This window comes from Methylobacterium sp. E-046 (assembly GCF_022829625.1).
Lineage (GTDB): Bacteria > Pseudomonadota > Alphaproteobacteria > Rhizobiales > Beijerinckiaceae > Methylobacterium > Methylobacterium longum.
This window is the reverse complement of sequence record NZ_JAKSYP010000160.1, coordinates 1-25,502: the sequence shown is the minus strand read 5'-3', so window position 1 is coordinate 25,502 and position 25,502 is coordinate 1. Positions and strand designations below refer to the sequence as shown.

At 73.2% G+C, this 25,502-nt stretch carries 28 protein-coding genes and 1 riboswitch; of the genes, 11 read left to right on the top strand and 17 right to left on the bottom strand.

The window, feature by feature from the left end:
* The first annotated feature begins 27 nt into the window (after positions 1 to 27).
* Entirely contained in the window at positions 28 to 270 is a 243-nt protein-coding gene (locus MKK82_RS14165; protein WP_238289340.1) for a hypothetical protein, read from the top strand.
* 112 nt (positions 271 to 382) lie between these two features.
* On the opposite strand, the gene MKK82_RS14160 is transcribed toward MKK82_RS14165, so the two are convergent.
* Entirely contained in the window at positions 383 to 949 is a 567-nt protein-coding gene (locus tag MKK82_RS14160; protein WP_238289338.1) for a histidine-type phosphatase, read from the bottom strand.
* 468 nt (positions 950 to 1,417) lie between these two features.
* On the opposite strand from MKK82_RS14160, the gene MKK82_RS14155 reads away from it, so the two are divergent.
* Together MKK82_RS14155 and hisG are read left to right on the top strand one after the other, a co-directional pair.
* On the top strand, positions 1,418 to 2,560 hold the full coding sequence (locus MKK82_RS14155; protein WP_238289336.1) for an ATP phosphoribosyltransferase regulatory subunit: 1,143 nt from the start codon (positions 1,418 to 1,420) through the stop codon (positions 2,558 to 2,560).
* Entirely contained in the window at positions 2,557 to 3,549 is a 993-nt protein-coding gene (hisG, locus tag MKK82_RS14150) for an ATP phosphoribosyltransferase (protein ID WP_238289334.1), read from the top strand. Before MKK82_RS14155 ends, hisG begins: the two co-directional genes overlap by 4 nt.
* Positions 3,550 to 3,669: 120 nt before the next feature.
* On the opposite strand, the gene MKK82_RS14145 is transcribed toward hisG, so the two are convergent.
* The 3 genes from MKK82_RS14145 to MKK82_RS14135 form a co-directional block, all read right to left on the bottom strand.
* Positions 3,670 to 4,017, bottom strand: a complete 348-nt coding sequence (locus MKK82_RS14145; protein WP_238289332.1) for a lysozyme inhibitor LprI family protein — start codon at positions 4,015 to 4,017, stop codon at positions 3,670 to 3,672.
* A gap of 75 nt (positions 4,018 to 4,092) precedes the next feature.
* Positions 4,093 to 4,524, bottom strand: a complete 432-nt coding sequence (gene hemJ / locus MKK82_RS14140; RefSeq protein ID WP_238289330.1) for a protoporphyrinogen oxidase HemJ — start codon at positions 4,522 to 4,524, stop codon at positions 4,093 to 4,095.
* 10 nt (positions 4,525 to 4,534) lie between these two features.
* Positions 4,535 to 5,701 carry a uroporphyrinogen decarboxylase gene (locus MKK82_RS14135; protein ID WP_238289328.1) on the bottom strand — a complete coding sequence of 389 codons (1,167 nt, stop codon included), beginning with the start codon at positions 5,699 to 5,701 and terminating at the stop codon, positions 4,535 to 4,537.
* Positions 5,702 to 6,164: 463 nt separating this feature from the next.
* Between MKK82_RS14135 and MKK82_RS14130 the strand changes: the two genes are divergently transcribed.
* Positions 6,165 to 6,995 carry a pyruvate, water dikinase regulatory protein gene (locus tag MKK82_RS14130; protein ID WP_238289326.1) on the top strand — a complete coding sequence of 277 codons (831 nt, stop codon included), beginning with the start codon at positions 6,165 to 6,167 and terminating at the stop codon, positions 6,993 to 6,995.
* Positions 6,996 to 7,038: 43 nt separating this feature from the next.
* Here the strand turns inward: MKK82_RS14130 and crcB are convergent, their stop codons facing one another.
* The 9 genes from crcB to MKK82_RS14085 form a co-directional block, all read right to left on the bottom strand.
* Positions 7,039 to 7,428 (bottom strand): fluoride efflux transporter CrcB, encoded by a 390-nt coding sequence (crcB, locus tag MKK82_RS14125; protein ID WP_238289324.1) that lies wholly within the window; start codon positions 7,426 to 7,428, stop codon positions 7,039 to 7,041.
* Positions 7,429 to 7,511: 83 nt separating this feature from the next.
* Positions 7,512 to 7,584, bottom strand: a riboswitch (Fluoride riboswitch).
* Positions 7,585 to 7,648: 64 nt separating this feature from the next.
* Positions 7,649 to 8,158: a hypothetical protein gene (locus MKK82_RS14120; protein ID WP_238289321.1), complete on the bottom strand. Its 510-nt coding sequence runs from the start codon at positions 8,156 to 8,158 to the stop codon at positions 7,649 to 7,651.
* Between the two features lie 387 nt (positions 8,159 to 8,545).
* Positions 8,546 to 9,811, bottom strand: a complete 1,266-nt coding sequence (locus MKK82_RS14115; RefSeq protein WP_238289509.1) for a hypothetical protein — start codon at positions 9,809 to 9,811, stop codon at positions 8,546 to 8,548.
* Positions 9,812 to 9,822: 11 nt separating this feature from the next.
* Complete coding sequence (locus MKK82_RS14110) at positions 9,823 to 10,743, bottom strand: tetratricopeptide repeat protein (RefSeq protein ID WP_238289319.1); 921 nt, start codon at positions 10,741 to 10,743, stop codon at positions 9,823 to 9,825.
* Between the two features lie 13 nt (positions 10,744 to 10,756).
* Entirely contained in the window at positions 10,757 to 11,686 is a 930-nt protein-coding gene (locus MKK82_RS14105; protein WP_238289317.1) for a VWA domain-containing protein, read from the bottom strand.
* Between the two features lie 181 nt (positions 11,687 to 11,867).
* The gene (locus MKK82_RS14100; RefSeq protein ID WP_238289316.1) at positions 11,868 to 12,908 is read right to left on the bottom strand and encodes a VWA domain-containing protein; all 1,041 of its coding nucleotides are present in this window, start codon (positions 12,906 to 12,908) and stop codon (positions 11,868 to 11,870) included.
* On the bottom strand, positions 12,905 to 13,384 hold the full coding sequence (locus MKK82_RS14095; RefSeq protein WP_238289314.1) for a DUF4381 family protein: 480 nt from the start codon (positions 13,382 to 13,384) through the stop codon (positions 12,905 to 12,907). The genes MKK82_RS14100 and MKK82_RS14095 overlap by 4 nt, the downstream gene beginning before the upstream one ends.
* A 24-nt stretch (positions 13,385 to 13,408) precedes the next feature.
* Positions 13,409 to 14,278: a DUF58 domain-containing protein gene (locus MKK82_RS14090; RefSeq protein ID WP_243986084.1), complete on the bottom strand. Its 870-nt coding sequence runs from the start codon at positions 14,276 to 14,278 to the stop codon at positions 13,409 to 13,411.
* Between the two features lie 248 nt (positions 14,279 to 14,526).
* Positions 14,527 to 15,540: an AAA family ATPase gene (locus MKK82_RS14085; RefSeq protein ID WP_238289312.1), complete on the bottom strand. Its 1,014-nt coding sequence runs from the start codon at positions 15,538 to 15,540 to the stop codon at positions 14,527 to 14,529.
* A 233-nt stretch (positions 15,541 to 15,773) separates the two neighbouring features.
* On the opposite strand from MKK82_RS14085, the gene MKK82_RS14080 reads away from it, so the two are divergent.
* Together MKK82_RS14080 and MKK82_RS14075 are read left to right on the top strand one after the other, a co-directional pair.
* Positions 15,774 to 16,484, top strand: coding sequence for an MgtC/SapB family protein (locus tag MKK82_RS14080; protein WP_238289310.1), 711 nt, complete (start codon positions 15,774 to 15,776; stop codon positions 16,482 to 16,484).
* 597 nt (positions 16,485 to 17,081) lie between these two features.
* Complete coding sequence (locus MKK82_RS14075; RefSeq protein ID WP_238289308.1) at positions 17,082 to 17,267, top strand: hypothetical protein; 186 nt, start codon at positions 17,082 to 17,084, stop codon at positions 17,265 to 17,267.
* Positions 17,268 to 17,460: 193 nt separating this feature from the next.
* Here the strand turns inward: MKK82_RS14075 and MKK82_RS14070 are convergent, their stop codons facing one another.
* Positions 17,461 to 17,700: a hypothetical protein gene (locus tag MKK82_RS14070; protein WP_238289306.1), complete on the bottom strand. Its 240-nt coding sequence runs from the start codon at positions 17,698 to 17,700 to the stop codon at positions 17,461 to 17,463.
* A 219-nt stretch (positions 17,701 to 17,919) separates the two neighbouring features.
* Between MKK82_RS14070 and MKK82_RS14065 the strand changes: the two genes are divergently transcribed.
* On the top strand, positions 17,920 to 18,606 hold the full coding sequence (locus tag MKK82_RS14065; protein ID WP_238289304.1) for an SDR family oxidoreductase: 687 nt from the start codon (positions 17,920 to 17,922) through the stop codon (positions 18,604 to 18,606).
* 21 nt (positions 18,607 to 18,627) lie between these two features.
* Here MKK82_RS14065 and MKK82_RS14060 read toward each other — a convergent pair whose 3' ends face one another.
* A complete protein-coding gene (locus MKK82_RS14060; protein ID WP_238289302.1) occupies positions 18,628 to 18,972 on the bottom strand; it encodes a hypothetical protein in 345 nt (114 codons plus the stop codon).
* Positions 18,973 to 19,331: 359 nt separating this feature from the next.
* Between MKK82_RS14060 and MKK82_RS14055 the strand changes: the two genes are divergently transcribed.
* From MKK82_RS14055 to rnhA, 4 genes are all read left to right on the top strand, one after another.
* Entirely contained in the window at positions 19,332 to 20,177 is an 846-nt protein-coding gene (locus MKK82_RS14055; protein WP_243986083.1) for a C40 family peptidase, read from the top strand.
* Between the two features lie 157 nt (positions 20,178 to 20,334).
* Positions 20,335 to 21,336 (top strand): 4-hydroxy-3-methylbut-2-enyl diphosphate reductase, encoded by a 1,002-nt coding sequence (ispH, locus tag MKK82_RS14050; protein ID WP_238289298.1) that lies wholly within the window; start codon positions 20,335 to 20,337, stop codon positions 21,334 to 21,336.
* Positions 21,337 to 21,427: 91 nt separating this feature from the next.
* A complete protein-coding gene (locus MKK82_RS14045; protein WP_238289296.1) occupies positions 21,428 to 22,393 on the top strand; it encodes a homoserine kinase in 966 nt (321 codons plus the stop codon).
* 94 nt (positions 22,394 to 22,487) lie between these two features.
* On the top strand, positions 22,488 to 22,916 hold the full coding sequence (gene rnhA, locus MKK82_RS14040) for a ribonuclease HI (protein ID WP_238289505.1): 429 nt from the start codon (positions 22,488 to 22,490) through the stop codon (positions 22,914 to 22,916).
* A 289-nt stretch (positions 22,917 to 23,205) separates the two neighbouring features.
* On the opposite strand, the gene zwf is transcribed toward rnhA, so the two are convergent.
* Together zwf and MKK82_RS14030 are read right to left on the bottom strand one after the other, a co-directional pair.
* Entirely contained in the window at positions 23,206 to 24,732 is a 1,527-nt protein-coding gene (gene zwf / locus MKK82_RS14035; RefSeq protein ID WP_243986082.1) for a glucose-6-phosphate dehydrogenase, read from the bottom strand.
* Positions 24,733 to 25,060: 328 nt separating this feature from the next.
* Positions 25,061 to 25,502 (bottom strand): DNA translocase FtsK (locus tag MKK82_RS14030; protein WP_279603004.1); only part of this gene is annotated, 442 nt, incomplete at its 5' end.

The following is a 25,502-nucleotide window of genomic DNA, read 5'->3' as shown; positions in this document are numbered from 1 at the left end:
CGACGCCGTCGGCAGGGAGATCCGGGGATGCGCACCAAGATCCTGATCCTGTCGGCCGGGCTGGTCCTCGCCTGCGCGGCGCCGGCCTCGGCGGCCCGTCCGGTCCCCGGTCCCCTGCCGAGCGCCGTCGCGGCCGCCACGCCGGGCACCGGCAGTGCCCCCGTCCTCAGCGCCGGCGTCGCGGGCGCCCCCGCACTCGCCTCCCTCACACGGCGCAAGCCGGCACGTCGGCCCCGCGGGGCCCGGCTCGGCAGCATCCGACCCCTCTGAGAACCTGTCCGGCCTCCGGACGCATCCGGACGCATCGCGACGTATCCGGAGGAGGGCCGAGACGGCCGGTCTCCAGCCCGCGCCCTCGTCCGGGGCCGGCTCCGCGCGGGCGCTATCGGACGCAGACGGGCGGCACGGCGGCGCAGAGGTTGGTCGCGAAGGTTTCCACGCCGCACGCACCCTCCCGCGCCCGGCAGATCCCGATCGCCAGCGGCAACGTCACCGGCGGATCGAGGGGGCCGAGCACCCGGGCGGACCGCAGCTGGTCGAGGGTCTGGGCGTAGATCCGGACCCGGACCGTCCGCGCGCCGGTCTCGGTGTTGCGCCAGAGCTCGAAGGCGAGGGCGGCGCCGGGGGGCGTGGGATCCGGCTGCCCCGGGAGCGACCAGCCCAGACCGAGGGCGCCCGACAGGTTCGCCAGGGTGGTGTCGTCACCGGCCAGCACGACGAGGCGGGCGCGCGGGCCCAGCGGCGGCACGCCGAGCCCCCGGGGCGCCTCACCGGCCAGCAGGTCCGCCAGCATCCGCAGCAGCGTCGCCGCGCGGAATGCCGCGATCTCAGGCGTCCGGTGCAGGAGATCGGCCGCGCGGCGGGGGGCGGCGGCGAGGAGCGTGATCAGCGCGGCGCACAGCCCGGTGCATCGCGGCCGGCCCACGGCCCGAGAAGCGCGCCGCCGCATCGCAGCCTTGTCCCCACTCCGTCGCCGGACGATCCGGTTACGCCATGATGGATCCGGCATCGCTCCGGACGCAATCGGCCGCGTCTTCGATCCGTCCTGAGATTTCAGGCGCCGCCTCTGCATCGCGCCGAGGGATCAGGCCTCGGAAGGGTCCTGACACGACACGATGTCCGACGACGAAACCGACCCTGTATTTGCGGTATCCACCGGGTAGACGATCCGCGACGGGGACGCGGAGCAGGTCGACGGCCGCGGCCCAGCGGCCGGGCCGGCCCGGGTGGCGCCGCGCTCACCGAGATCGCCCCGCCGGGATCGCGGCGCTGCGTCCGTGGAGAGGAAGCCGATGCCGTTCGGGTCGACCGACGGCGTCGCCAAGCTCGGTCGCCAAGCCCGGTCGCCAACCCGGTCGCCAACCCGGTCGCCAAGCCCGGTCGCGGTTGCTACAGAGCGCCCGCGAGGTGGATTGCGATGACACGACCGGAGGCGGGAGAGACGGGGGCGGGGGACGCGGCGCGCACGCGGCTGCTCGCGCATCTGGCGGCGGCCGGCTACCGGCCGGTGACGCCGCCGGTGCTGCAGCCGCTGGAGCCGTTCCTCGAACTGTCGGGCGAGGATATCCGCCGGCGGATCTTCGTCACCCAGGACGCGGGCGGGGCCGAATTGTGCCTGCGGCCCGAATTCACCATTCCGGTCTGCCGCCTGCACCGCGCGGAGTCCGACGGACGGGCGGCGGATTACAGCTATTGCGGCCCGGTCTTCCGGCTCGCCGCCGACGAGCCCGACGAGTTCTTCCAGGCCGGGATCGAGTCGATCGGGCGCACCGACACGCCGGCGGCCGACGCCGAGGTGCTGGGTCTCGCCCTGGAAGGCCTCGCGCTGTTCGGCCGGACCGACCCGGCGGTGCGGCTCGGCGACATGGGCCTGACCGTGGCGCTCCTCGACGGCCTCGCGGTCCCGCCCGCCGCCAAGCGCCGGACGCTCCGGGCGCTGGCGGCCGGGCGCTCGCTCGATGCCGTCACCAACGGCGCCGAAGGGACCCGTCCCGAGGATCCCCATGCGGGCCTGCTGGCGGCGATCCAGGGCCAGGACCCGCGGGGCGTGCGCGCCTTCGTGGAGGACGTGCTGGCGATCGCCGGCATCTCGGCGGTGGGCGGGCGCAGCGCCGGCGAGATTGCCGAGCGCTTCCTCGCCAAGGCCTCCGCACAGGCCCATGGCGGGGCTGGGCTCAACGCCGAGAACCGCGCGATCCTCGACCGCTACCGGGTGATCGCCGGCCATCCGGACGCGGCCGCCCGCGACCTGCGGGCGCTGGTCGCCGACGCGCAGATCCGCCACGACGCCCTCTCGGCCGCCCTCGACCTGTTCGAGGAGCGCACCGGCTTCATCGCGGCCCGCGGCCTGCCGATCGAGCGGTTCCGCTTCCAGGGCGGCTTCGCCCGCAACCTCGACTACTACACCGGCTTCATCTTCGAGGTGACCGAAGAAGCGGGCCCGATCCTGGTCGGCGGCGGCCGCTACGACGGCCTGCTCGGCCATCTCGGCAGCCCCGTCCCGCTGCCCGCGGTGGGCTGCACCTTCTGGATCGAGCGCGTGGCGGGAGCCGGCCGATGAGTGCTTCGGACGCGACCACCCTGCCGCTGATCCTCGCCGTCCCGTCGAAGGGCCGCCTGCAGGAGAATGCCAGCGCGTTCTTCGGCCGCGCGGGCCTCAAGCTCGCTCAAGGCGCGGGCGCCCGCGACTACCGCGGCAAGCTGCTGGGCGTGCCCGACGTCGAGGTGCGCTACCTCTCGGCCTCCGAGATCGCCGCGCAGCTCGCCTCGGGCGCCGCCCATCTCGGTGTCACCGGCGAGGACCTGATCCGCGAGACCCTGCCGGACGTGCGCGGCCAGGTCGAGCTGCTGACGCCGCTGGGCTTCGGCAACGCCACCGTGGTGGTGGCGGTGCCCCAGGCCTGGATCGACGTGCGCGACATGTCCGACCTCGACGAGGTCGCGGCCGGCATGCGCACCCGCCACGGGCGGCGCCTGCGCGTGGCCACCAAGTACGTGAACCTGACCCGCCGGTTCTTCGCCGAGAAGGGCGTGGCCGACTACCGGATCGTCGAGAGCCTGGGCGCCACCGAGGGGGCGCCGGCGGCGGGCTCGGCCGAGATCGTGGTCGACATCACCACCACGGGCGCCACCCTCAGCGCCAACGCCCTGAAGGTGCTGGACGACGGCATCATCCTGCGCTCGGAGGCGAACCTCGTCGCCTCGCTGAAGGCGCCCTGGGGCGAGGGCCAGCGGGCGGCCCTGCGCACCGTGCTCGGCCGCATCGCCGCCGAGGAGCGCGCCCGGACCACCCGGGAGGTGCGCGCCGCCCTGCCGGAGAGCGGCACGATCGACCTCGCCACCATCGCGGGCCTGCACGAGGCCGAGTTGCCCTACGGCGCGCCGAAGGGCGCGGAGGGCGAGATCGTCCTGCGCTGCCCGGAGGGCGCGGTGTTCGACCTCGCGGGAGCCCTGGTCCAGGCCGGCGCCCGGGCCGTGACGGTGCGGCGCGTGGACTACGCCTTCGCGGCCGAGAACCCCCTGGCGGAGCGGCTGCTGGCGCGGTTGTGAGGGCCGATATCCGGGGGCGGAGGGCGGGCGCGCGCTAGGGGTTCGCGGCCGGCGCCGGCCGACGGCATCGGCATGTTCCGGCCGTCGTCCGCGTTCGGGGCCCTGGACCGGCCGCTCGAACTACTGCGGCCCCTGCTTGGCGAACTCCGCCAAGACCCCGCGCAGCACCTTCAGCCGCGTGTCGTACACCCCGGTGAGGCAGGCGACGTCGCCGCCGCAGGTCCGGCGCTCCGTCAGCCACGCCTCCTGGTCATCGCGCAGCTTGGTCTGGCCGCCCATCGGCAGAACGGCCTTCAGGATCTCGAACCGGGTCGCCATCTCGACGTCCCGGTCGTTGAGGGGCCGGTGTGCGCACACGGCCTTCTCGTCGGCCGCCTCGGCCCTGTCGCACGGGAAGCTCGCGGCCTGCGCGCAGGGTCCGAACGCCAGGGCGGTCAGGACCAGGACGGCGGGGAACGACTTCGACATGGCCTCAGAACGGTCCGGCCGGCGAAAGGCTCCGCGCGCCGCCGCGGCGTGGTGAACCGGCCCGGGATCCCGGGCTCAGGAGCCCGGCTTGACGATCGCCAGGATGACGATGCCGATCATCAGCAGCGTCGGCACCTCGTTGAGCACCCGGTAGAACCGGTGCCCGCGGGTGTTCCGGTCGGCGGCGAAATCCTTGACCATCCGGGCGAGCCAGCCGTGGATGCCCGACATCGCGAGCACCAGCACGAACTTCGCCTGCAGCCAGGGGCTCGCGTAGAAGCCGCTCATCCCGGCGAGCGCCAGCCCGAACGCCCAGGTGGCGATCAGCGCCGGGGTCATGATCGCCTTGAGCAGGCGGCGCTCCATCACCTTGAAGGTCGCGGCCTGCGGCTCCGAGCCGGGCGGCAGGCTCGCGTGATAGACGAACAGCCGGGGCAGGTAGAGCATGCCGGCCATCCAGGCGATCAGGCTGATGACGTGGCCGGCCTTGATCCAGTCGTACAGCACGCGTCCCGCCTCAGCCCTGCCCGCGCAGCCGCGCGAGCATCCGCTCGACATGGGCCACCGGCGTCTGCGGCGTGATGCCGTGGCCGAGGTTGAAGATGTGCGGCAGGCCGGCGGTCGCCGCCAGCACGGTATCGACCGCCGCGTCCAGGGCGGCGCCGCCTTCGATCAGCGTCTCGGGATGCAGGTTGCCCTGCGTCACCATGGTGGGCGGGACCGCGGCCCGCAGGGCCTTCAGGTCCACGCCCCAATCGACCCCGACCGCGTCGGCGCCGGTCTCGGGCACCACCCGGGCGTGGCCGTCGAGCCCCGAGCCGCGGGCGAACACGATGATCTTGGCGCCCGGCACCCGGGCGCGGACGCCCGCCACCATCCGGGCGATCGGCCGCAGGGACCAGCGGGTGAGGGCATCCGCAGCGGGCGCGTCCGGCAGCGCGCTCTCGGCGACGTCGCCCACGGGCTCGACCGGGCCGCCGGAGGCCGGCAGGGCGCGTGGCAGGGTGCCGGCATGGGACTCGAAGATCTGCACGGCGTCGGCGCCGGCCTCGAGCTGGCGCACGAGGTAGTCGGTCTGCACCGTGACGAGGCGGTCGATCAGGGCGTCCACCAGCGCGGTGTCGCCCTCGGCCAGCGCCCGCGCGGGGGCGAGGTCCGGGGTGCCGCGCCCGCCGATCATGTAGCTCGCCACCGTCCAGGGGGCGCCGCAGAAGCCGAGCAGCGTGGTCTCGCCCGGTAATTCCGCGCGCAGCCGCGTCACCGTCTCGAAGACCGGGGCGAGATGCGTCATCACGGCCGGATCGCCGGCCTCGCGCAGCCGTCCGTAGGCCGCGCGGCCGTCGAGGGGGTCGAGGCGTGGCCCCTCGCCCTCCACGAAGCGCACGTCCTGCCCGAGCGCGTGGGGGATGACGAGGATGTCCGAGAACAGGATCGCGGCGTCGAAGCCGAAGCGCCGGATCGGCTGGAGCGTCACCTCGACGGCGAAATCCGGGCTGTAGCAGAGGTCGAGAAACGAGCCGGCCTCGGCCCGGGTCGCCCGGTATTCCGGCAGGTAGCGCCCGGCCTGACGCATCATCCAGGCGGGGGGCGGTCCGACCGCGTCCCCTTCGAGGACGCGCAGCACCTTCCGCTCGGACGGCTTCCGCTCGGACTCGCGCTGCGTCCCCGTCATCGTCGTTCCCATCCCGTATCCGTCATCCCGCATGCCCGTCGGCGCGCCTCCTGTCGAGTCGAAGCGCGACGATCCCCACACAGGCCCCTTCGAAAAGAAAAGAGAGATTCTAGGACTCTGTTTTTTCTATTGGGGGGGCGAATCGCGGGAGCGCAAAAGCGTCCACAGGCGGTCCCCGGCGCCGCGCCGTTAACGGGGCTTTAAAGGATTCGCTTCATCTTGTGAGAACGGCCAAGTCCGACAGCGGCTTGGCGGCGCCGAGTCCAGTGCGGGCCCCGGATGCGTCCCGGATTCTCCCAGCGGGCCGGATTCTGCGCGTCCCGACCGTCTGCCTGTGAACGGCGGAGTCGATAGCGCGCAACGGAATCGCCCTGGACCGGCCCGGTCGGGCATCCTATCCACACTCATCGACTCCCCTGGCGGCCGGCGGTGGACAACGTGGGCCCCGCCAACGGCGACCGCAAAGGCGACCAGAATGGGCCGCAGCTACTTCCACCTGCACCTCGTCTCCGACTCCACCGGCGAGACGCTGATCAATGTCGGGCGCGCCGCGGCCGCCCAGTACGAGGGCGTCTCGGCGATCGAGCACGTCTACCCTCTGGTGCGCTCGGCCGCGCAGCTCGACCGGGTGATCTCCGAGATCCGGGCGGCGCCGGGCCTCGTCCTCTACACCCTGGTGGGCGGTGACCTCGGCGAGCGGCTGGAGGAGGTTGCCCGGGAGACCGGATCCCCCTGCCTGTCGGTGCTGCGGCCGGTCCACGACCTGCTGCGCGCCTATCTCGGCGCCGAGACCACGGCCCGACCCGGCGCCCAGCACATGCTGAACGCCGAGTACTTCAAGCGCATCGACGCGATGAACTTCACGCTGGCCCACGACGACGGCAACCTGCCGGAGGATCTGGAGGAGGCCGACGTGATCCTGCTGGGCGTCAGCCGGACCTCGAAGACGCCGACCTCGATCTACCTCGCCAATCGCGGCCTCAAGACCACCAACCTGCCGCTGGTGCCGGGCATGCCGCTGCCGCCGGCGATCGAGCGCGCCCGCAAGCCCCTGGTCGTCGGGCTGTTCGCCTCACCGGAGCGGATCGTGCAGATCCGGCAGAACCGGCTCTCCAGCCTCAACGCCGACGAATCCTCCCTCTACGTCGACCGCTCGGCGGTGGCCGACGAGATCACGATGTCGCGCCGGCTGTTCACCCGGAACCGCTGGCCGACGATCGACGTGACCCGCCGCTCGATCGAGGAGACCGCGGCGGCGATCGTCGACCTGTACCGCGACCACCGGCTCAAGTTCATCGCCGATTGAGGGCGGAGTCTCGGCAGGACCGGTCCCCGCGAACCGGAACGTTTCACCCCCCGCTCAGGATCGCCCGCACCAGCGCGAGGCCCGCCACGAGGCCGACCAGGCCGGCCGCCACCGAGGCGACGACGTAGCCCGCGGCCGCGGCCGGCTCGCCGCGCTCGTACAGGCTGATCGCGTCGAGGGAGAAGGTCGAGAAGGTCGTGAAGCCGCCGAGGATCCCGGTGGTCAGGAATAGCCGGGCCGGATGGCCGGCGGCGCCCCGCAGGGCAAAACCCTCCGCGAGCACGCCCATCAGGAACGAGCCCAGCACGTTGATGATCAGCGTGGCGAGGGGGAAGCCGAGGCCGGGCAGCAGCCGCGCCACCGCGACGTTGATCCCGTGGCGGGTCCCGCCGCCGAGCCCGGCGCCGAGGATGACGATGAGGGTGTTGATCATGCCTGCCCTTCCTGTTCGGTCGGGCGGCTGCGTCACGTCGCGGCTCGGCGCACGGCCCCACCGCGGACGGCGTCAGGCGCGCCCGTGCGGTAGGAGCCATCAGCCCGGCACGGGATTGCCGGGCGGTTGTCGGGGAGCTCCATCCCCATCGCGGACAGGGATAGCGCAGGATGCGCGACGGGGGAAACGGGTTTTCCGGCTCGCCCGCGATCCCGCCGGATCAGCGCGCGAAGGCGAAGTGGCTGCGCTGCTCGATCTGGGCGGCGTAGAAATCCTCGATGACCTCGCGCACCACCTCGGCCAGCTCGTCGCCCCGGTGCTCGTCGAGCTGGATGTCGCTGCCGACCGTCCGGCCGACGGCGCAGCTCGCCGCTCCGGGCACGAGGCGCTCGTTGTAGCGCTGGTTCAGGCCCGAGACCGAGATGTAGTTGCTGCCGCCGAGTTCGGGCCCGTACTTGATCTTGATCTTCTGCTCCGACTCGGTGCCGCGCAGCTGCGCGCAGAGGCTGATGAAGTTGTCCTGGTCGATCTTGGCCTCGAGGCCGGTGATGCTGCCGTGGACGTTGTCCTCCTCGTTGAGGACCTCGGCCATGAGGTGCAGCACGCCGACGACCGGCTCCAGCGCCCGGGCGCCGTCCTCCAGGAGCTTCTTGCGGAAATCGTTGCTGCGGGCATCGGCCTCCTGCAGCCGCGCGCGGAACCTGTCCTTGACCTCGTTCACGTGTGCCATCGCGCGCCTCCCTGATGGTTCTGCCCGATGCTTTGTCGCCCGGACATTGTGAACCTACGGAGGCAGATCAGACGATGCAATATCGTGCAAAATATTGATGCCTGCTCGAAACTTGAGCCGTTGCACAGGAATAATACTTGCTCACGAACTGTGCAACGGCGATCATCCGGTGGGTCGGCCTCGCGCGAGGCCCACCGGCAGGCTCCGTCCGGCCGGGCTCGTGGGGTCCCCGGCATCGAGGGGCCGTCGCCGTCGGGATCGTCAGCCCAAGCCGCCCTGCGGCGGGCCGCTCCCGGCGGCGCGTCCGCAAGCCGCCGACCACCGCCGCCGACCACAGCCGCCGATCACCCGCCGCCGAGTCCGTGCGGCCCGTGCCCGTCGCCGGGGTCAGCCGACCGGACCGTCGAGGGGGGCGAGACGGCCCGTGCCCGGAGCCGGGCCGGCGACGCGTTCGGGGCGCGACAGGGACCGGGCCAGGGCCGGCAGGTCCGGGACGGGGGCGCCGGACGCGCCGAACACCGCCCGGTCGAGGGCCGCGAAGGACGCCGCGAGGCCGGGTCGCGCCCGCCAGATCCGGACGAGGTCCGGGGCCTCCCGCATCGCGGCGTCCAGAACCGCGCGGAACCGGGCCGGATCGCCCGTGCGGGCCGCCGCCCGCAGGGCGCGCCGGTTCGGTCCCGAGAGGCGTAAGGACGGCCGGCCGAGGCCGAAGCCGATCAGGGCTAGTCCGAGCCCGAAGGCCGCGAGGGCCGCGGCGGCGGTCACGAGCGGCGAGGGGACCGGGGGCGGCGCCCGGTCGGTCTCCTGATCGGGCAGGCCGCCGCCGATCTGCCGGGCCGGGATCTCGGTCTCCCGCATCGTGCGGGTGCTGGTGTCGAACCAGGGGATCGCGATGGCGTCGAGGGGGATGATCTCCGGGACGCCGGGCTTCACGTCCCACTGATAGGTGGCGCGGGCCACGGGGCCCGAGGGCGTCAGCAGGGTCTCGCGGGTGACGGGCCCCGCGAAGGTGATGATGCCGCGGGTGCGCATCACCGGCCGCGGCGGCAGCCCCTCGGCCACCATGCCCTGCGCCTCCAGGGTGACGATCCGGCGGGCGGTCTCGCCGATCTTGATGGTCTCGGGGTCCGGGCTCCAGGAATCCGTGATGGCGACGTCCTTGGCGGGCAGCCACCAGGGCTCCTTGGCGTCCGGGCCGCCGGCGGGCTCGGTCCAGGGCGCGACCGGGAAGGGGATCGGCTTCGAGCGCACCTCGACCACCCGCCGCTCGCCGACATCGTTGACGGTCAGCTTGTGGGTGAACGGCTCGATGGTGAACTGCCCGGCATGGTGCGGGAACACCGCCACGGTGCGGTCGAACGCGATGGCGCTCTGGCCGTCGGGGAGCTTGGTCCGGCTCCAGTGGTCGCGGCCGAGCTGCGTCCAGGAGAAATTGGCGAGGGAGGGCTGCACCACCTCCTCCAGCAGGATCGGCTGCTTGTAGACCCCGTGGATCTTCAAGAGCACCATCTCGCGGGAGAAGGGCGCGCTGTTGCCGTTCAGCTCGGCCGTCACCGTCAGGGTGAGGTCGCCGGGCTCGACCTCGGCGCGGGCGGGCAGGGGAGCGAGCAGGGGAGCGAGGAGGATGAGGACGAGGGCGCGCCTCTCGGGCATCCCGGACACAGTCACCACGGGTTGCTCCCGGCTGGAATCGCGGTGCCGGCCTCGACCCGGCGGGTCTGCTCGGCGCGCAGGCGCAGCTTGAGATAGCGGCCGGGATCGTCCGGCAGGGTCTGGAGCCAGAGCCGGTCCGGGCGGATCTCGTGGGCCTCGAAGCTCTTGGTCACCCGGCGGACCTCCCGCTCGGGGGCCTCGGCCACCATGGCGGCGCCGCCGCCGGTCCGGCCGCGACCCGCCGCGTCGCCCGCGGAGCCGCGGGCCTGGCCCTTGCCGGCGTCGATCGACTGCTGCTCGGCCTTGCCGCGGCGGGCGACCTTGCTGTTGCCGGGCAGCGACGCGCTGGCGTTGGACTCCTTGTTGCCGGCCAGACCCTCGCCGCTGGAGGCGGCGTTGATGTCGTTGTTCTGATCCTGGTTGGCGGTGTTGTTGTAGCGGGCGCCGTACTGGGCCGTGCCGTTGGCGATGCCGCCGCCGGGCCCGCGGTCGATCACCTCGGCCTGCATCCGGGCGATCAGCGAGCGGTTGGCCTGCGCGTCGGCGTCGCGGGGGTTGAAGCGCAGGGCCTCGTCGTAGGCCGCGAGCGCCCCGTCGAGGTCGCCCGCCCTCGCGAGGGCGTTGCCGAGATTGTAGCTCGCGCGCCGCCCGCCGGTGCGGAACAGCGCGATCGCCGCGTCGTAGCGGCCGGCCTCGTAGAGCGCGGCGGCGCGCCAGGCCGGATCGACGAAGACGTCGGCGGCGAGTCCCGGCAGGCCGAGACCCATCAGCAGGCGCCCGAAGCCGGTGCGGGGCTGCGAGACGGTGAGCAGCGCCAGGAGGCCGACGCCGGCGAGCGCCAGGCCGGCGATCCGCGCGCGGCGCCGCCAGCGCGGCGGCAGGCCGGCCCGGAGCGGGGCGGCGAAGCCCGTATCGGGGAGGGTGAGCCGCATCACGCGCTCCTCATCATGCGCTCCTGCGGAACAGGACCAGGGCCGGCAGGGCCGCCAGCAGCAGCAGCCAGCGCCCGAGATCCGCGTAGGCCAGGACGCCGTAGCCGCCCGCCGCGAGGTGCTGCGCCAGACCGGCGCCGACCGCGTCGAGCACCGGGCCCGGCGTCGCGATGTCGGCGGCTGTGCCACCGCCGGCCCGGGCAAGGGCGTCGAGGGCGGTCCGGTCGGGCTTGGGCGCGCCGGGGGGCAGCGGCTTGTCGGCCGGGACGAACAGGGCCTGGAGCCGCCAGCCGTGCTCGGCGATGGCGCGGGCCTCGCGGTTGGCGGCCTCGCCGATGCCGTCGCCGTCACTGATCAGCACCACGTCGGCCGCCACCACGTTGGCCTCCGCCAGGGTGCGGCGGGCCAGCGCCAGCCCGCGCTCGGGGTGGGAGCCGCGGTCCGGCACCGTGTCGGCGTCCAGCGCGAACAGGGTGGTGCCGAGGCTGTCGCGGTCGGTGGTGGGGGAGGCGGCGAGGTAGGCGTCGCCCGCGTAGACCACGAGGGCGACCGCCCGGGTGCCGGCGGCCTCGGCGACGGCGGCGGCGGCCTGCCGGACGCCCTGGAGGCTGCCGCCCTCCGTGACCGAGCGGGACAGGTCGACGACGATCACGGTCTCGTCGAGGTTGCGGAAGGTCCGCCCGTCCGCCCGCTCCACGGCCGGGCCGGTGAGCGCGAGGGCGATCAGCCCGGCCGCCAGCGCGGCGGCGAGGTTCGCCTGCCGCCGCCCGCCCAGCACCGCGCCGGCGCGGGCGAGATGGGCCATCAGCGCCGGGTCCACGGCCCGCGCCCAGTCGCCCAGCGGCGCCGAGCGCCACGCGGCGCGCAGGCCCAGCAGGACGACCGCGGGAATCGCCAGGAACCACCAGGGGCGCAGGAGGGCGAAGGCGGTGAGTGCGCTCATCGGGCCGGTCCTCCCGCCAAGATCCCCGCACCCTGAGGGGCCGGAGCGCGAAGGGGGCCGCGAAGGGGGCCACGAAGGATCCCGCCGGAAGACGCCGCGATCCCGGGAGCCCTCGTGCGGGGCTCGCGCTGCGCGCATCTCGGGATAAGGGGGCCGGCTGTAAGGGTCGGGTGCGGACCCATCACGCGCCCCTCCGGCTCGCGAGCAGCGCGGCGGCGGCGAGGAGCGCCAGGCCGGCCGGCCAGGGCCAGAGGTCCCGACGCAGGGGCAGGGGCGGCGCCAGGGCGCGGCCGCCCTCCAGCCGGTCGATGGCGTCGGCGACCCGGACCAGATCGTCGGTGGTGCGCACCCGGAACGCCTCGCCGCCGCTGGCCTGCGCCATGTCGCGCAGGGTCTCGGTGTCGACCACGTCCTGCTCGCCGTCGGCATCGGCCATGTCGCGGGGGCCGAGCGCGATCGTGTAGACCTTGATGCCCAGCGTCTTGGCGAGCTCGGCCACGTCCTTGGGGGCGGTCTGGCCGGCATTGTTGGCGCCGTCCGAGAGCAGGATCACGGCCTTCGCGGCCTTCTCGCCGGGCTTGGCGCCCTTGGACCCGGCCTCGCCCTCGGCATCCCGCGGGTCCAGGCGGCGCAGGGCGAGGCCGAGGCCGTCGCCGATGCCGGTGGAGCGGCCGCTGATGCCGATCGTGGCCTCGTCGAGGGCGCGGGCGACCGCGGCGGTGTCGAAGCTCGGGGCCGCCGCCACGTAGGCCTGGTCGGCGAAGATCACGAGGCCGATCCGGTCTCCGGCCCGGCGCCGGATGAAGTCGGTGCCCACGCGCTTGACCGCGGTGAGCCGGTTCACGGTCTCGCCGTCGAGGGTGAAGTCGCGCCGCTCCATCGAGCCCGACAGGTCCATGGCGATCATGATCTCGCGGCCCGAGGCCGGGAGCGCGGCCGCCGGCATGACCAGCCGCGGGCCCGACAGCGCCGCCACCAGGGCGATCCAGAGCGTCCAGGTCAGCAGGGCCCGACGCCGCCCGCGGGCCGCGAGGTCGGCGCCGGAGCGCGCCCCGCCCACCAGCGTGCCGGGCACGCGCAGGGCGCCGCTGCCGCCCTCGGGCTCGGCCGGGATCAGGCGCGCGGCCAGCAGGGGCAGGGGCAGGGCCAGGAGCGCCCAGGGCGCGGCCAGGTCGAAGGCCGACAGGAGCGCGCTGAGCCACGCGGGCAGGAAGCCGGTCATGCCCGCAGCCGTCCGATCAGGCGGCCGAGTTCGGCGTCCAGGGCGTCGAGGTCGGGATCCTGCCGCCGGTACAGCCCGTCGGCGAGCACCCGGCCGGCGCCCCGGGTGAAGAAGTCGGTCCGGAACAGCCCGTCCAGCCGCGCGGCCCAGTCCGCGCCCGTCGCCCGGACCTCGGCCGCGCCGGACCGGTCGAGCGTCCGGCCGAGGCGGCGCAGGAGCCGGGCCTGGGCGACGAGGCGCGCCTCCGGGTCGAGGCCGCGGCTCCGGGCGAGTTCGGCGAGGGCCGCCCGGCGGACGGTGGCCCGCGCCCGGCCGCGGGCGTAGCGCACGAGCCCCACCAGCAGGGCGGCGAGGAAGCCCAGGGCGGCCGCCGCGACGACCTCGCCCTGCACGGCGCCCGCGGCGCCGCCGGGCAGGTGCAGGCCCCGGAGCTGATCGAGGGTCAGGGGGATCTCGGCGGGCGTGACGGGATTCATCGGATCGCGCCGCCGGGTCCGGCCTCACAGCACCGCATCGAGGCGCTCCATGAGCGGCGCGTAGGCCTCCGGGCCGGTCTCGACGTCGAGGCGCACCCCCGCGATGCCCCGGCGGGCGTAGTCGGCGAGCCGGGCCTCGGCGGACTCGCCCGCCGGCCCGGCGGCCGTCGGCAGCGCGGTCCCGCGGCGGCCATCCGCGAGGGCGAAGGGGTAGAAGCCCGGCGGCCGGGCGCGCTCGAAGGCGTCGCTCACCAGGATCAGCCGGATGGCGATCCGCTCGGCGAGCAGCGTCAGGAGTTCGTCGAAGCCCGGGCCGGGATCGTCCAGGGCGCTGGCGATCACGAGGTGGCCGCCGGCCGGCAGCAGGCTGCGGGCGAGACCCAGCGTCGCCTCGAGCGGCGGCTCCGCGCGGGCCGGGGAACCGGACTCGGCCCCGAGAGCGTCGGCATGGGCCTGGGCGAGGGCGCCGGTGACCGCGATCATGGCGCGCTCGCCCCCCGCGGGCCGCAGCACGGTCGGCGCCCCGGAGGCCGCCACCGCGAGGCCGACCCGGCCGCCATCGGCGGCGATCCGCCAGCCGAGCAGCGCCAGGGCCTCGGCGGCCGCCACCGAGCGCAGGGCCCGGCGGGTTCCGAACAGCATGGAGGGCCGGAAATCGGCGAGCAGCACCACGGCCCGGTCGCGCTCGTCGTGGTGGGTGCGGACGTGCAGCTGCCCGGTGCGGGCGGTGGCGTTGCGGTCGATGAAGCGACGGTCGTCGCCCTCGGACCAGAGGCGGACATCCTCCGGCTCGGAGCCGCGGCCGCGGCGGCGGGTGACGATGCCGCCGGGGAGCCCGGCCAGCGTCTGGGTGGCGGGCGCGGAACCCCGCCGGGCGAGGTGGCGCAGGCCCATCAGGGCCTCCCCCGAGAGGTGGATGCCCGCGCCGCTGCCAATCCCGTCCCCCTTTCCGGGGACGGGTGGCCCGGCCGTCAGGCCGGGTCGGGAGAGGGCAGCGACGCTTCCGAAGAGGGATGTCGCCTTCACGTCGGGGGAGACCGTGCCCGCGGCCTCGGTCCCCGCTCCTCCCCTGCCGCGCGGGGTACCCTCCGCCGCGGAGGGGGGAGGGGATCTGCGGCGCGCCTGCCCGAACCCGAACACCGTCAGAGCGCCCGCACCCGCTGCACCAGCTCGCCGACGAGGCCGCGCGCCGTCCTGCCCTCGGCGGCCGCCCGCCAGGTCAGGCCGATGCGGTGGGAGAGGGCGTCGCGGGCCAGCTCCGTGACGTCCTCGGGGATGACGTGGTCGCGCCCCCGCAGCCAGGCCCGGGCCTTGCCGGCCATCATCAGCGCCAGGGTGCCGCGCGGGGAGGCCGGGTGCTCGATCATGGCGCGCAGGTCCGGCGCGGCCGCGTCGGTGCGGGTCGCCGCCACCAGCCGGACCAGGTAGTCCTTGAGCGCCGGCGACACGTAGGTGGCGAGTGCCGCCTCCCGGGCCGCGCGCACGTCCGCCAGCGACAACCGCATGGTCATCGCGTCGACGTGGTGGGTGATCTCACCCTCCACGAGGTCGAGGATCGCCCGCTCGGTGGCCTCGTCGGGCATGTCGACGACGACGTGCAAGAGGAAGCGGTCGAGCTGCGCCTCGGGCAGCGGGAAGGTGCCGGCATGCTCGATCGGGTTCTGGGTCGCCACCACCATGAACGGATCGGACAGGCGATGCGTGTGGCCGGAGACCGTCACCTGCCCCTCGGCCATGGATTCGAGCAGCGCCGACTGCACCTTCGGGGGGGCGCGGTTGACCTCGTCCACCAGCACGAGGGCGTGGAACAGCGGTCCCTGCAGGAACTCGAAGGTGCCGCTGTCCTGGCGCCAGACGGTGGTGCCGGTGAGGTCGGCCGGCATCAGGTCCGGGGTGCACTGGATGCGCGCGAAGGAGCCGTCGAGGCCGTCGGCGAGGCGCTTGACCGCGCGGGTCTTGGCCAGCCCCGGCGCGCCCTCGATCAGCAGGTGGCCGCCGGTCAGGAGCCCGATCAGCAGGCGCTCCACGAGGCCGGCGCTGCCGATCAGGCCGCGCTCCAGCCCCTCGCGCAGCGCCATGACGCGGCCGTGCAGGGCGGCGTCGGGGGCGCTGCTGGGCGCGGTGTCGGGCCGGCGTTCGGCGAGGGCGCCGCTCATGCGGAGAACGATCCGGTGCGGACCGAAGCCGCCCGTCGGGCCATATCCTGGGCCGTGTGCTGCATCCTGCACGTCTCCTCGGCCGGGTCCCGAATTCTTAAGGGATCCTCAGGCTCTTGCCGGTGTGCCCGCTGCCCGGTGCGGCCGTCAATCCCGATCCGGTCGCCCTTTCGAGCCCGACCCGGGCCACGGTGTCACGGTTTCGTCACCGCCCCGCTCCCATGAGACCGCGGATGATCAGCTACGCCTCCCTTCCCGAAGAGCTCAAATCCGGTATCGGCCTGCTCGTGGCCTTCGTGCTCGGCACGATCATCGGGGCCGAGCGGCAGTACCGGCAGCGCACCGCGGGCCTGCGCACGGCGGTGCTGGTCGCGGTGGGGGCGAGCGCCTTCGTGGATCTCGGCATGCGCCTGACCGGCCCGGACGGGGGCGTCCGCACGGTGGCCTACGTGATCTCCGGCATCGGCTTCCTCGGCGCCGGCGTGATCATGAAGGAAGGCATGAACGTCCGCGGCCTCAACACGGCCGCCACCCTCTGGTGCTCGGCCGCGGTCGGCGCGTTCTGCGGGGCCGACCTGCCCCTGGAGGCCGTGTTCGTGATGGTGACGGTGCTCGCCTGCAACACCGCGCTCCGGCCGCTGGTGAACGCCATCAACCGCGCGCCGATCCGCGAATCCGCCACCGAGGCGACCTACGAGGTCCAGGTCACCACGGCCCCCGGCGAGGCGGGACCCGCCCAGGACCTTCTGGTCGAGCGCCTGGAGGCGGCCAACTACCCGGTGAGCAACGTCGAGGTCGCGGAGCGGGGCGAGAGCGCGGTCGACGTGGTGGCGACCCTCACGGCCAGCGCCGTGAAGGCGGAGGAGCTCGACGCCGTCACGGCCGAACTCGCCCGCGCCCCGGGTATCCGCCACGCCACCTGGTCGCTCCAGACCGCCGACTGATTCACAGGGAGCACCCCCGATTGGCCCGGTCGTATCGGAATCCGCGTCCGGCCATCCCGGACCTGCGAGGAACGGCCCGGGATCGGCCGGGGCTTCCGGAACGCCGGTCCACGCCGACAGTCCAAGGACCGCGGGTGGACTTAAGTCGAATAGTCAAGATTATCTTCGACACGAACTCGACAGAGATGTTGCCTTTCTAGGACCGAATAGTCCCGCCGCCGCGCTGCAAGAACGTCCGATCGATGGGGTCGAGGGCCCGCAGGGCTTCAAGGATTGCGCGATGATCACCGTAATCATTCGATGTTCGAAAACAAACCGCGTCACCTGATCAACGGAAAAGTGATCGAATGCTCTGGGAATCAGCGATCCTGCGTGGTTTTCCGAAGTGCATTCTCAGGTTGATTGTGCAAAATCGGCTTGGTCGGCTCCCGCCGGCGTCGCCCGCGCCGATGCGCGTCTGCCTCGATCCGCTGGCGTAGGCGCCCGCAACGGGGCGTGGGGCGATTGTCGTGGTTCGGCCCGGAACAGACGGATCAGCGCGTGTCAGGGTCCCCAACCAGCATCGATGATCCTGATCCGGGACCGAGGGCGTACCGCGTGATCAGGCTCAGCCCCGACGGAACGGTGGGGGAGGCCAACATCCTCGACGCACGCACCGACGACGAGGCGAAAGCCTTGGCGGCCACGCTGTCCAACGGTCACGGCATCGATCTCTGGGAACGTGCGCGGTATCTCGCCAGCTTCCCCCCGCACAGCGCCCTGTATCCCGCAGGGTCGCGATGACGATCCGGCGCCCGGCGCCCGCCCTGCAGGTCCGCAACCGGTAGGGGTCGGACCCTGGCTCGTCGCCGGTGAGCCGGCGTTCCGCCTCGACCCTGCCGCGGATCTCGCCGACCGAGAGCCTTGCCGACCGAGGACCTGCCCGCCGGTGGGCGCGCACCGTCCGGCGCTCGCGAACGAGGAAGCCGCATTCGGCCTACGGCCAGGGGTCGTCCGCGTCCGGCGGGCCGGGCGATCGTTCCGCTTGGACCTGGACGGCCAACGGTCGCACGACGGCGGCGCGCTGCCTCGGCACGGGCGTGAGGACCGTTTCGAGGACGGTGCCGGCCTTGCCGCCCGTCTGCGCGCAGACGGTCGCGAGCGCCTGCTGGAGGTAGGAGAGATCGGCGTCGTCCCGCTTGAGCATGGCGGTCAGCAGAGTGGGGGTCGGGATCATGGCCTGCGGCTCGTGCGATGCGCCGCGGTCGGGCGGCCCGCGCACGGGAGCGGTTGAGTCGGAACCCGCACACAACGCGTCCGAGGCCCCGACACGCCAGGGTGTCCTGACGCGGCCACAGATCCGATCCGGACGAGGCCCGACCGCCCGGGACGTGAGCCCGGTCACGCAACCTCCGGACCCGATCGGACCTTATCCGGCCGATCCCGGAGACCGACCATGATTCCATCCCAGAAGAGCGCGCTGATCGTCGGGGCCTCCCGCGGCCTGGGGCTCGGCCTCGTCGAGACCTTCCTGGCGCGGGGCTGGCGCGTCACCGCGACCCAGCGCACGCCGTCCCCCGAACTCGGCCGCCTGAGCGCGCCGGCGCTGCGCATCGAGACCGCCGACATCGACGACGACGCGGGTGTCGCCGCCCTTCACGACCGGCTGGCGGACCAGCGGTTCGACCTGATCTTCGTGGTCGCCGGCGTCGCCACGCAGGCGCAGGACCCGCTCCACGTGGTCCCTCGGGCGGTGGCCGCGCAGGTCTATCTCACCAACGCCGTCAGCCCGATCCGCTTCGCCGAAGCCTTCCTCGATCGCCTCGCCGCCGGCGGCAGCATCGCGGTGATGAGCTCGGTCCTCGGCAGCGTCGGCCTGAACGACACCGGGGGCTGGGAGACCTACCGGGCCAGCAAGGCGGCGCTGAACACCCTGGCGCGCAGCTTCGAGATCCGCCACCGGGCGGAGAACCTGTCGGTGCTGATCCTGCACCCGGGCTGGGTGCGCACCGAGATGGGCGGGGCGGCGGCCGACATCGACGTGGCGACCAGCGTCGCCGGCCTCGCCGACGTGATCACGGCGCAGCTCGGCCGACCGGGCGCCCACTACCTCGACTTCCGGGGCGAGGCGCTGACCTGGTGAGGCCATCGCCCTGACGGCGGCTCAGCGCCGCGGGTCGAGGGGCCGGCCGCGGCGCTCGATCACCACGGTCGGTCGGGTGCGGCGCTCGACCACGACGGTGCGGGGGGCCCGGCTCGGGCTCGCATGGGTCAGGATCCGCTCCGGGACGCGCTCCGGCTTGGCCGTCCTGGCCGCCAGCTTGGCCGCCAGGACGTGGGGACGGACCTCATCCGCCGGCAGGCCCATCAGGCCGGCGGCGATCTCGACCTGCTGCTCGACGTCGTCGGCGAGGTCCTGCGCGGCGGCCACCGCCTCGTTCACCGTCGGCGGCTCGCGGCGCACCCGGATCGGCGGCAGGTCGGCAAAGCTCTTCTGCGTCTTCTTCACGGGGCGACTCGCAGTCTTCATGGGACAGACATAGCGTCTTCCGGGCCGGTTGTGCAGTGCATCAAAAACGGACGACCGCCGTGCCGGGCACATGCCTGATGGCTGCGGGAAGCCGGCTTGCAGGCGGCGCCAATGCCGCCCGACGGTCGCGTGGCGTCGAAATGAGCAGGGCGCCCGGGCGGATCCGCCCGGCGGGGTGGGGCAGACGACCACGTCTTCAGCACTCCCCATCCCGGAACGCGGCTCGTGCGGCATAATGGCGCATCAGCGGATTCGCGCGCCGGTGCCCCGGCACGGCGGTCGCGTCGCCCGGCCGCGCGGGGCGGGCGGGATTAACGAGGTGCGTGTACGATCCTCCCATGACCGACACGCTCGATCCGCGCCTGACGCCGGCCCGCCCCGACATCGCCGACAGCGGCCTGCGCGGCCGCGTCGCGGCGGCCCGCTACGTGGATGGCACGCCGCGCCGGGTCGTCGCGCCCTCGGCGCCCCTCCGCCGCGAACCCGGACCGGAGGCCGGGCTCGACACTGAAGCGCTCCAGGGCGACCCGGTCACGCTCTACGCCGAGGCGGACGGTTTCGCCTTCGTGCAGCTCGTCCGCGACGGGTATGTCGGCTACCTGCCGTCCGCCTGCCTGGGACCGGCCGAGCCGGAGCCGACGCACCGGGTCACGGCTCTGCGCACCTTCCTGTATCCCGCGCCGGACCTGAAGCGGCCGGTCCGCGCCCATCTGAGCCTGGGGGCGCGCCTCGTCGTGACCGGCGCGGCCGGGGCGTACCTGGAAACGCCGGGCGGCTTCGTGTTCGCCGACCATTGCGCGCCCGCCGCGGAGTGCGAACCCGACTACCCGGCCACCGCGGCGCGGCTCATCGGGACGCCCTACCTGTGGGGCGGGCGCACCAGCCTCGGCCTCGATTGCTCGGGCCTCGTGCAGCTCTGCCTCGACGCGGCCGGCCTGCCCTGCCCGCGGGACGCGGACATGCAGGAGCGAGATCTCGGGCAGGCCCTGCCGCTCGATCTCGCGGGCCTGCGCCGGGGCGACTTCGTGTTCTGGCGCGGCCATGTCGGGCTGATGCTCGATCCCGGGACGCTGATCCACGCCAACGGTCACCACATGGCGGTGGCTGCGGAGCCGCTGGACGCGGCGGTCGCCCGGATCCGGGCGAACAGCTTCGGCGCGGTCACGGGCCTCAGACGCCTTTAGTCTCGGGGGGCGTTCGAGGACCGGCGCGGGTCCCGGTCCGCCCCCGTCGTGCGTCCCGCGGCAATCGTGCTACAGAGCCGCTCCGCGTCCCTCTTCCTGCCCTGTTCGTGGGTGACTCCTGTTGACAGGATAGCCCCGCCCTCGCCACATCCCCCCTATGACCGTCGAAATCGCGCCTTCTGAGCCCGTCGCGGGCACCACCGGCAAGCCGCCGCTGGAAATCCTGCTCTGTGCCCCTCGCGGCTTCTGCGCCGGCGTGGTGCGGGCCATCGATGTGGTGGAACGGGCGCTCGCCATCTACGGGCCGCCCGTCTACGTGCGGCACGAGATCGTGCACAACAAGTACGTGGTCGAGAGCCTGAAGCGGAAGGGCGCGGTGTTCGTCCGCGAGCTCGACGAGGTGCCGGACGGCGCCGCCCCGGTGATCTTCTCCGCCCACGGCGTCGCCAAGACGGTGCCGGCCAACGCCGATTCGCGCGGCCTGACCACCATCGACGCCACCTGCCCGCTGGTGACGAAGGTCCACCGCGAGGCCGAGATCCACCACAAGCGCGGCCGCCACGTGCTGCTGGTCGGCCATTCCGGCCATCCCGAGGTGGTCGGCACCATGGGCCAGCTGCCCAAGGGCTCGATCACCCTGGTGGAGGATCTCGACCAGATCGCGGCCCTGACCCCCGACAACCCCAACAACCTCGCCTGGGTCACCCAGACGACCCTGTCGGTGGACGACACCCGGCACATCGTCGAGGCGTTGAAGAAGAAGTTCCCGACCATCACCGGGCCGCACAAGGACGACATCTGCTACGCCACCACCAACCGCCAGGAGGCGGTGAAGCAGGTGGCCCCGCTGGTGGACGCCCTGATCGTCGTGGGCTCGTCCAACTCGTCGAATTCGCAGCGCCTGCGCGAGGTCGCCGAGCGCGTCGGCTGCCCGATCACCCGCCTGGTGCTCCGCGCCGAGGAGATCGACTGGCCGGCCTTCGAGGGCATCCGGAAGCTCGGCCTCACCGCCGGGGCCTCGGCCCCCGAGGTGCTGGTTGAGGAGATCATCGACGCCTTCGCGGCCCGCTACGACGTCCTGGTCGACACGGTCTCGACGGTGATCGAGGACATGGTCTTCCCGCTGCCGCGGGAGCTGCGCAGCGAGGCCGCCGAGTAGGCAGCCTGGACACGGGCGCGGCAGGCTTTATGCGGGGGCGCTTCGGCGCCCCTCGTTGTATCGAAGATCCGAAAATCCAGAGCGCGAACACGTGGCCGTCTACACCGAGGTATCCGACGCGGCGCTCGCCGACTTCCTGTCCGCCTACGCGATCGGCAGCCTGCTCTCCTACAAGGGCATCGCCGAGGGGGTCGAGAACTCGAACTTCTTCCTGCACACCACCGACGGTTCCTACATCCTGACGCTGTACGAGAAGCGGGTGCGGGAGCAGGATCTGCCGTTCTTCATCGGCCTGATGGAGCACCTCTCCGCCCGCGGCCTCGCCTGCCCGCAGCCGGTGCGGGACCGGGCCGGCCAGGCCCTGGGGCAGCTGTGCGGGCGGCCCGCCGCGATCGTGAGCTTCCTGGAGGGCGTGTCCGTCAAGGCGCCGGGCGCGGAGCATTGCCGGGAACTCGGCCGGGCACTGGCCGAGCTGCATGCGGCCGGGCGGGATTTCGCGATGGCGCGGGAGAACAACCTCTCGGTCGAGGCCTGGCGACCGCTCTTCGAACAGGCCGAGGCGCAGGCCGATTCGGTCGAGCCCGGCCTCGCGGCGCGCACCCGCGCCGACCTCGACGTCCTGGAGGCGCACTGGCCCCGGGACCTGCCGGGCGGGGTGATCCACGCGGATCTCTTCACCGACAACGTGTTCTTCATCGGCGACGCCCTGTCGGGGCTGATCGACTTCTACTTCGCCTGCACGGACGCCTTCGCGTACGACCTCGCGGTCTGCCTCAACGCGTGGTGCTTCTCGGTCGACGGCACCTTCCACCGCGACATGGCGGCGGCGCTGATCGCGGGCTACGAGGCCGTGCGGCCGCTCGAACCCGCCGAGGTCGCGGCCCTGCCGGTCCTGTGCCGGGGCGCGGCGCTCCGGTTCATGCTCACCCGGCTGGTGGACTGGCTGAACGTGCCGCCGGGTGCCCTGGTGAAGCCCAAGGACCCGCGGGAATTCGATCGCCGGCTCACCTTCCACCGGCGGGCGCGGGACGCGCGGGATTACGGGCGGCAGGGTTGAGGGCTGGATGAGCACCGATCTGAGCGAGGCTGGACCCGAGGCCGGGTCCGAGGCTGAATCCGAGGCTGGGTCTGCCGCCGAACCGAAGCGCGTGATGATCTACACGGACGGCGCCTGCTCGGGGAATCCCGGGCCCGGTGGCTGGGGCGCGATCCTGATCTTCGGCGACACCCGCAAGGAACTCTCCGGGGGCGAGGCCCACACCACCAACAACCGGATGGAGATCCTCGCGGCGATCGCGGCGTTGGAGGCGCTGAAGCGCCCCTGCCGGGTCGACCTGTTCACGGACTCGCAGTACCTGCGCCAGGGCGTCACCAGCTGGATCCACAATTGGAAGGCCCGGGGCTGGCGCACCGCCGACAAGAAGCCCGTCAAGAACGAGGATCTCTGGCGCCGCATCGACGCCGCCCGGGAGCGCCACGAGGTGGCGTGGCACTGGGTGAAGGGCCACGCCAGCGACCCGCTGAACAACCGGGTCGACGCCCTCGCGGTGGCCGCGATGGTGCCGTTCAAGCGCCGCTGAGATTCCGGGTTTCGGAAGGATTGCCCACCGCCGGCGGGTCGCCCGGGCGGAGTTCCGCCGCGCTTCCGGAGGGCACGGCCCTGCACCCGCAAACGGTCACGGGCCGTCCGAAGCCGCGAGGTCGCCCGCGGGCCGATCGCCGCGAGGCGGATCCGGGTGGGGTCCCGCCTGACGGACAGGAGCGCCGGCTCCAGTTCCGCCTCTCAGCCCTCGAGGGCGGGGGCGTCGCCAGGGGGCGTGAAGCCGGGCGGCCCGGCCGGCAGCCCCCGCCCGGTTCCGCCCGGTTCGCTCAATCCGTCGTCCCGTCGAGACCCAGCCAGTGGCGGCCGTCGCGCGCCAGGAGCGCGTCGGCCTCTCTGGGGCCGGTGCTGCCGGCGGGGTAGAAGGCCACTTCCGCCTGCGGCCAGCCCGCGAGCAGGGGCTCCACCGCGGCCCAGCCGGCCTCGATGTTGTCGGCGCGCTGGAACAGCGTCGCGTCGCCGGTCATGCAGTCGTACAGCAGCGTCTCGTAGCCGACATTCGGCGTGTCGGCGAAGAAGTCCTTGTAGCGGAAGCCGGACCGCACCCGGCCGATCCGCATCTGCGGCCCCGGCACCTTCACGTTGAACTCGGTGCTGACCCCGTGATCGGGATCGATCAGGATCCGCATCACGGTGGGCCCGAGATCCGCATTGGGCGTATCCGCGAACATCTTGAACGGGGCCGGCTTGAACAGCACCGCGATCTCGGTGCGCCGCCCGGCCATGCGCTTGCCGGTGCGGACGTAGAACGGCACGCCGGCCCAGCGCCAGTTCTCGATATGGAGCTTGAGGGCGATGTAGGTCTCGGTGACCGAATCCTCGGCCACGTGCGGCTCGTCCCGGTAGGCCGGCACGTCGCGCCCCTCCGAGGTGCCGGCCGTGTACTGGCCGCGCACCGCATCCGTCGGCGGGATCGGCCGCACGGCTTCGGCGAGCTTGGCCTTTTCGGTGCGCACCGCCTCGGCGTCGAAGGAGTTCGGGGGCTCCATGGCGACCATGCAGAGGAGCTGGAACATGTGGTTGGGCACCATGTCGCGCAGCGCCCCGGTCGGCTCGTAGAAGCCGCCGCGCTCCTCGACGCCCACCGTCTCGGCGGCCGTGATCTGGATGCTGTCGATGTATTCCCGCCGCCAGACCGGCTCCAGCAGCCCGTTGGCGAAGCGGAACGCCATGATCGACTGCACCGTCTCCTTACCCAGGAAGTGGTCGATCCGGTAGAACTGGCTCTCGTCGCCCTGCTTGAGGATGCGGGCGTTGAGTTCCCGGGCCGAGGCGAGGTCGGAGCCGAACGGCTTCTCGATGACCACGCGGCGGAATTCGTCACCCTCCTGCTTGAGCAGGCCGGCCTGCCCGAGCCCGTCCACGATCGTCCCGAAGAAGCGGGCCGCCACCGCGCAGTAGAACACCGCGCTGCCCGTCACCCGCTCCCGGATCGCGGAGAACGTCTCGGGCTTCTCGAAGTCGCCCTTGAGGTAGTGCAGCCGGTCGCGGATGAAGCCCCAGCTCGTCTGGTCGATATGGTCGGCGTGGAACTCGGAGGTCGGGTCCTGGCTGAACGCCTCCAGGGTCTTGGTGAGGGTGTCGCGCAGACCCTCGTCGGTGCCGTCGTTGTGGTCGACCCCGAGGATCGAGAAGCCCTCCGGCAGGAGCCCGGCCCCCGCGAGGTTGTAGAGCGAGGGCATCAGGAGGCGCTTGGTCAGGTCGCCGCCGGCCCCGAAGATCACCAGCGTGCAGGGCGGCGCCGGCTTGGTGCCGCAGGCGGCCTTGTCCTTGAGGGTCGTCGTCGGCTCGGCCATCCCTGCCTCCCGTGCGGCTGCGCTGCAGCAAACCGGCCAGACAACCCGCCGGGGCGGGGCCCGTTCCGGAGTCCCGGCGGCTCCGCGGAGCCGACCTTAGGATGGCGGCGTCCCGGATGGACATCGGCGTCTGCGACGCCGGCGCCCGCTGCGCATCGAGCGCGGCGCGTCTGGAGACGTCATCGCGACGCCGCACGGCCGGAAACCGGTCCCGGCGCGCCGGCGGCCCCGGGACGCGGAGGGGCGGCCTTCCGTCCGACCAGCCCGGCGCGCCATCCGATGCGCTGCCAGCTGCGCTGGCCGAGGCACCGTCCGAGGAAAGCCGCCCTCAGCCGACGGCGTCCTCCACCAGGATCTCGCGCTTGCCGGCATGGTTGGCCGGGCCGACGATGCCCTCGACCTCCATCCGCTCCATGATCGAGGCGGCGCGGTTGTAGCCGATCTGCAGGCGGCGCTGGATGTAGCTGGTCGACGCCTTCTGGTCGCGCAGCACCACCTGCACGGCCTGATCGTAGAGGTCGCCGCCGGTCTCGCCGAACGAACCCTGATCGAACACGGCACCGTCGAGTTCGAGTTCCGCCGGGCCGGCCTTGCCCTTGGCGCCGCCCTTCTCGGCCGCGCCCTCCTCGTCGTCCGCGGTGACGGCGTCGAGGTAGCTGGGTCGGCCCTGGCGCTTGAGGTGGGCGACCACGGTCTCGACCTCGCTGTCCGAGCAGAACGGCCCGTGCACGCGCGTGGTGCGCCCGCCGCCGGCCATGAACAGCATGTCG

Coding starts and splice junctions, on each gene's coding strand:
- MKK82_RS14135 (WP_238289328.1), bottom strand. CDS start 5,701: ATGGGAACGACGATGACGGGGACGCAGCGCGAGTCCGAGCGGAAGCCG.
- zwf (WP_243986082.1), bottom strand. CDS start 24,732: ATGGCCGAGCCGACGACGACCCTCAAGGACAAGGCCGCCTGCGGCACC.
- ispH (WP_238289298.1), top strand. CDS start 20,335: ATGACCGTCGAAATCGCGCCTTCTGAGCCCGTCGCGGGCACCACCGGC.
- MKK82_RS14080 (WP_238289310.1), top strand. CDS start 15,774: ATGATCAGCTACGCCTCCCTTCCCGAAGAGCTCAAATCCGGTATCGGC.
- rnhA (WP_238289505.1), top strand. CDS start 22,488: ATGATCTACACGGACGGCGCCTGCTCGGGGAATCCCGGGCCCGGTGGC.
- MKK82_RS14090 (WP_243986084.1), bottom strand. CDS start 14,278: ATGGGCCTGCGCCACCTCGCCCGGCGGGGTTCCGCGCCCGCCACCCAG.
- MKK82_RS14100 (WP_238289316.1), bottom strand. CDS start 12,908: ATGACCGGCTTCCTGCCCGCGTGGCTCAGCGCGCTCCTGTCGGCCTTC.
- MKK82_RS14120 (WP_238289321.1), bottom strand. CDS start 8,158: ATGGCACACGTGAACGAGGTCAAGGACAGGTTCCGCGCGCGGCTGCAG.
- MKK82_RS14160 (WP_238289338.1), bottom strand. CDS start 949: ATGCGGCGGCGCGCTTCTCGGGCCGTGGGCCGGCCGCGATGCACCGGG.
- MKK82_RS14070 (WP_238289306.1), bottom strand. CDS start 17,700: ATGATCCCGACCCCCACTCTGCTGACCGCCATGCTCAAGCGGGACGAC.
- MKK82_RS14165 (WP_238289340.1), top strand. CDS start 28: ATGCGCACCAAGATCCTGATCCTGTCGGCCGGGCTGGTCCTCGCCTGC.
- MKK82_RS14115 (WP_238289509.1), bottom strand. CDS start 9,811: ATGCCCGAGAGGCGCGCCCTCGTCCTCATCCTCCTCGCTCCCCTGCTC.
- MKK82_RS14155 (WP_238289336.1), top strand. CDS start 1,418: ATGACACGACCGGAGGCGGGAGAGACGGGGGCGGGGGACGCGGCGCGC.
- MKK82_RS14145 (WP_238289332.1), bottom strand. CDS start 4,017: ATGTCGAAGTCGTTCCCCGCCGTCCTGGTCCTGACCGCCCTGGCGTTC.
- MKK82_RS14130 (WP_238289326.1), top strand. CDS start 6,165: ATGGGCCGCAGCTACTTCCACCTGCACCTCGTCTCCGACTCCACCGGC.
- hisG (WP_238289334.1), top strand. CDS start 2,557: ATGAGTGCTTCGGACGCGACCACCCTGCCGCTGATCCTCGCCGTCCCG.
- crcB (WP_238289324.1), bottom strand. CDS start 7,428: ATGATCAACACCCTCATCGTCATCCTCGGCGCCGGGCTCGGCGGCGGG.
- MKK82_RS14095 (WP_238289314.1), bottom strand. CDS start 13,384: ATGAATCCCGTCACGCCCGCCGAGATCCCCCTGACCCTCGATCAGCTC.
- MKK82_RS14110 (WP_238289319.1), bottom strand. CDS start 10,743: ATGCGGCTCACCCTCCCCGATACGGGCTTCGCCGCCCCGCTCCGGGCC.
- MKK82_RS14055 (WP_243986083.1), top strand. CDS start 19,332: ATGACCGACACGCTCGATCCGCGCCTGACGCCGGCCCGCCCCGACATC.
- MKK82_RS14065 (WP_238289304.1), top strand. CDS start 17,920: ATGATTCCATCCCAGAAGAGCGCGCTGATCGTCGGGGCCTCCCGCGGC.
- MKK82_RS14105 (WP_238289317.1), bottom strand. CDS start 11,686: ATGAGCGCACTCACCGCCTTCGCCCTCCTGCGCCCCTGGTGGTTCCTG.
- MKK82_RS14085 (WP_238289312.1), bottom strand. CDS start 15,540: ATGAGCGGCGCCCTCGCCGAACGCCGGCCCGACACCGCGCCCAGCAGC.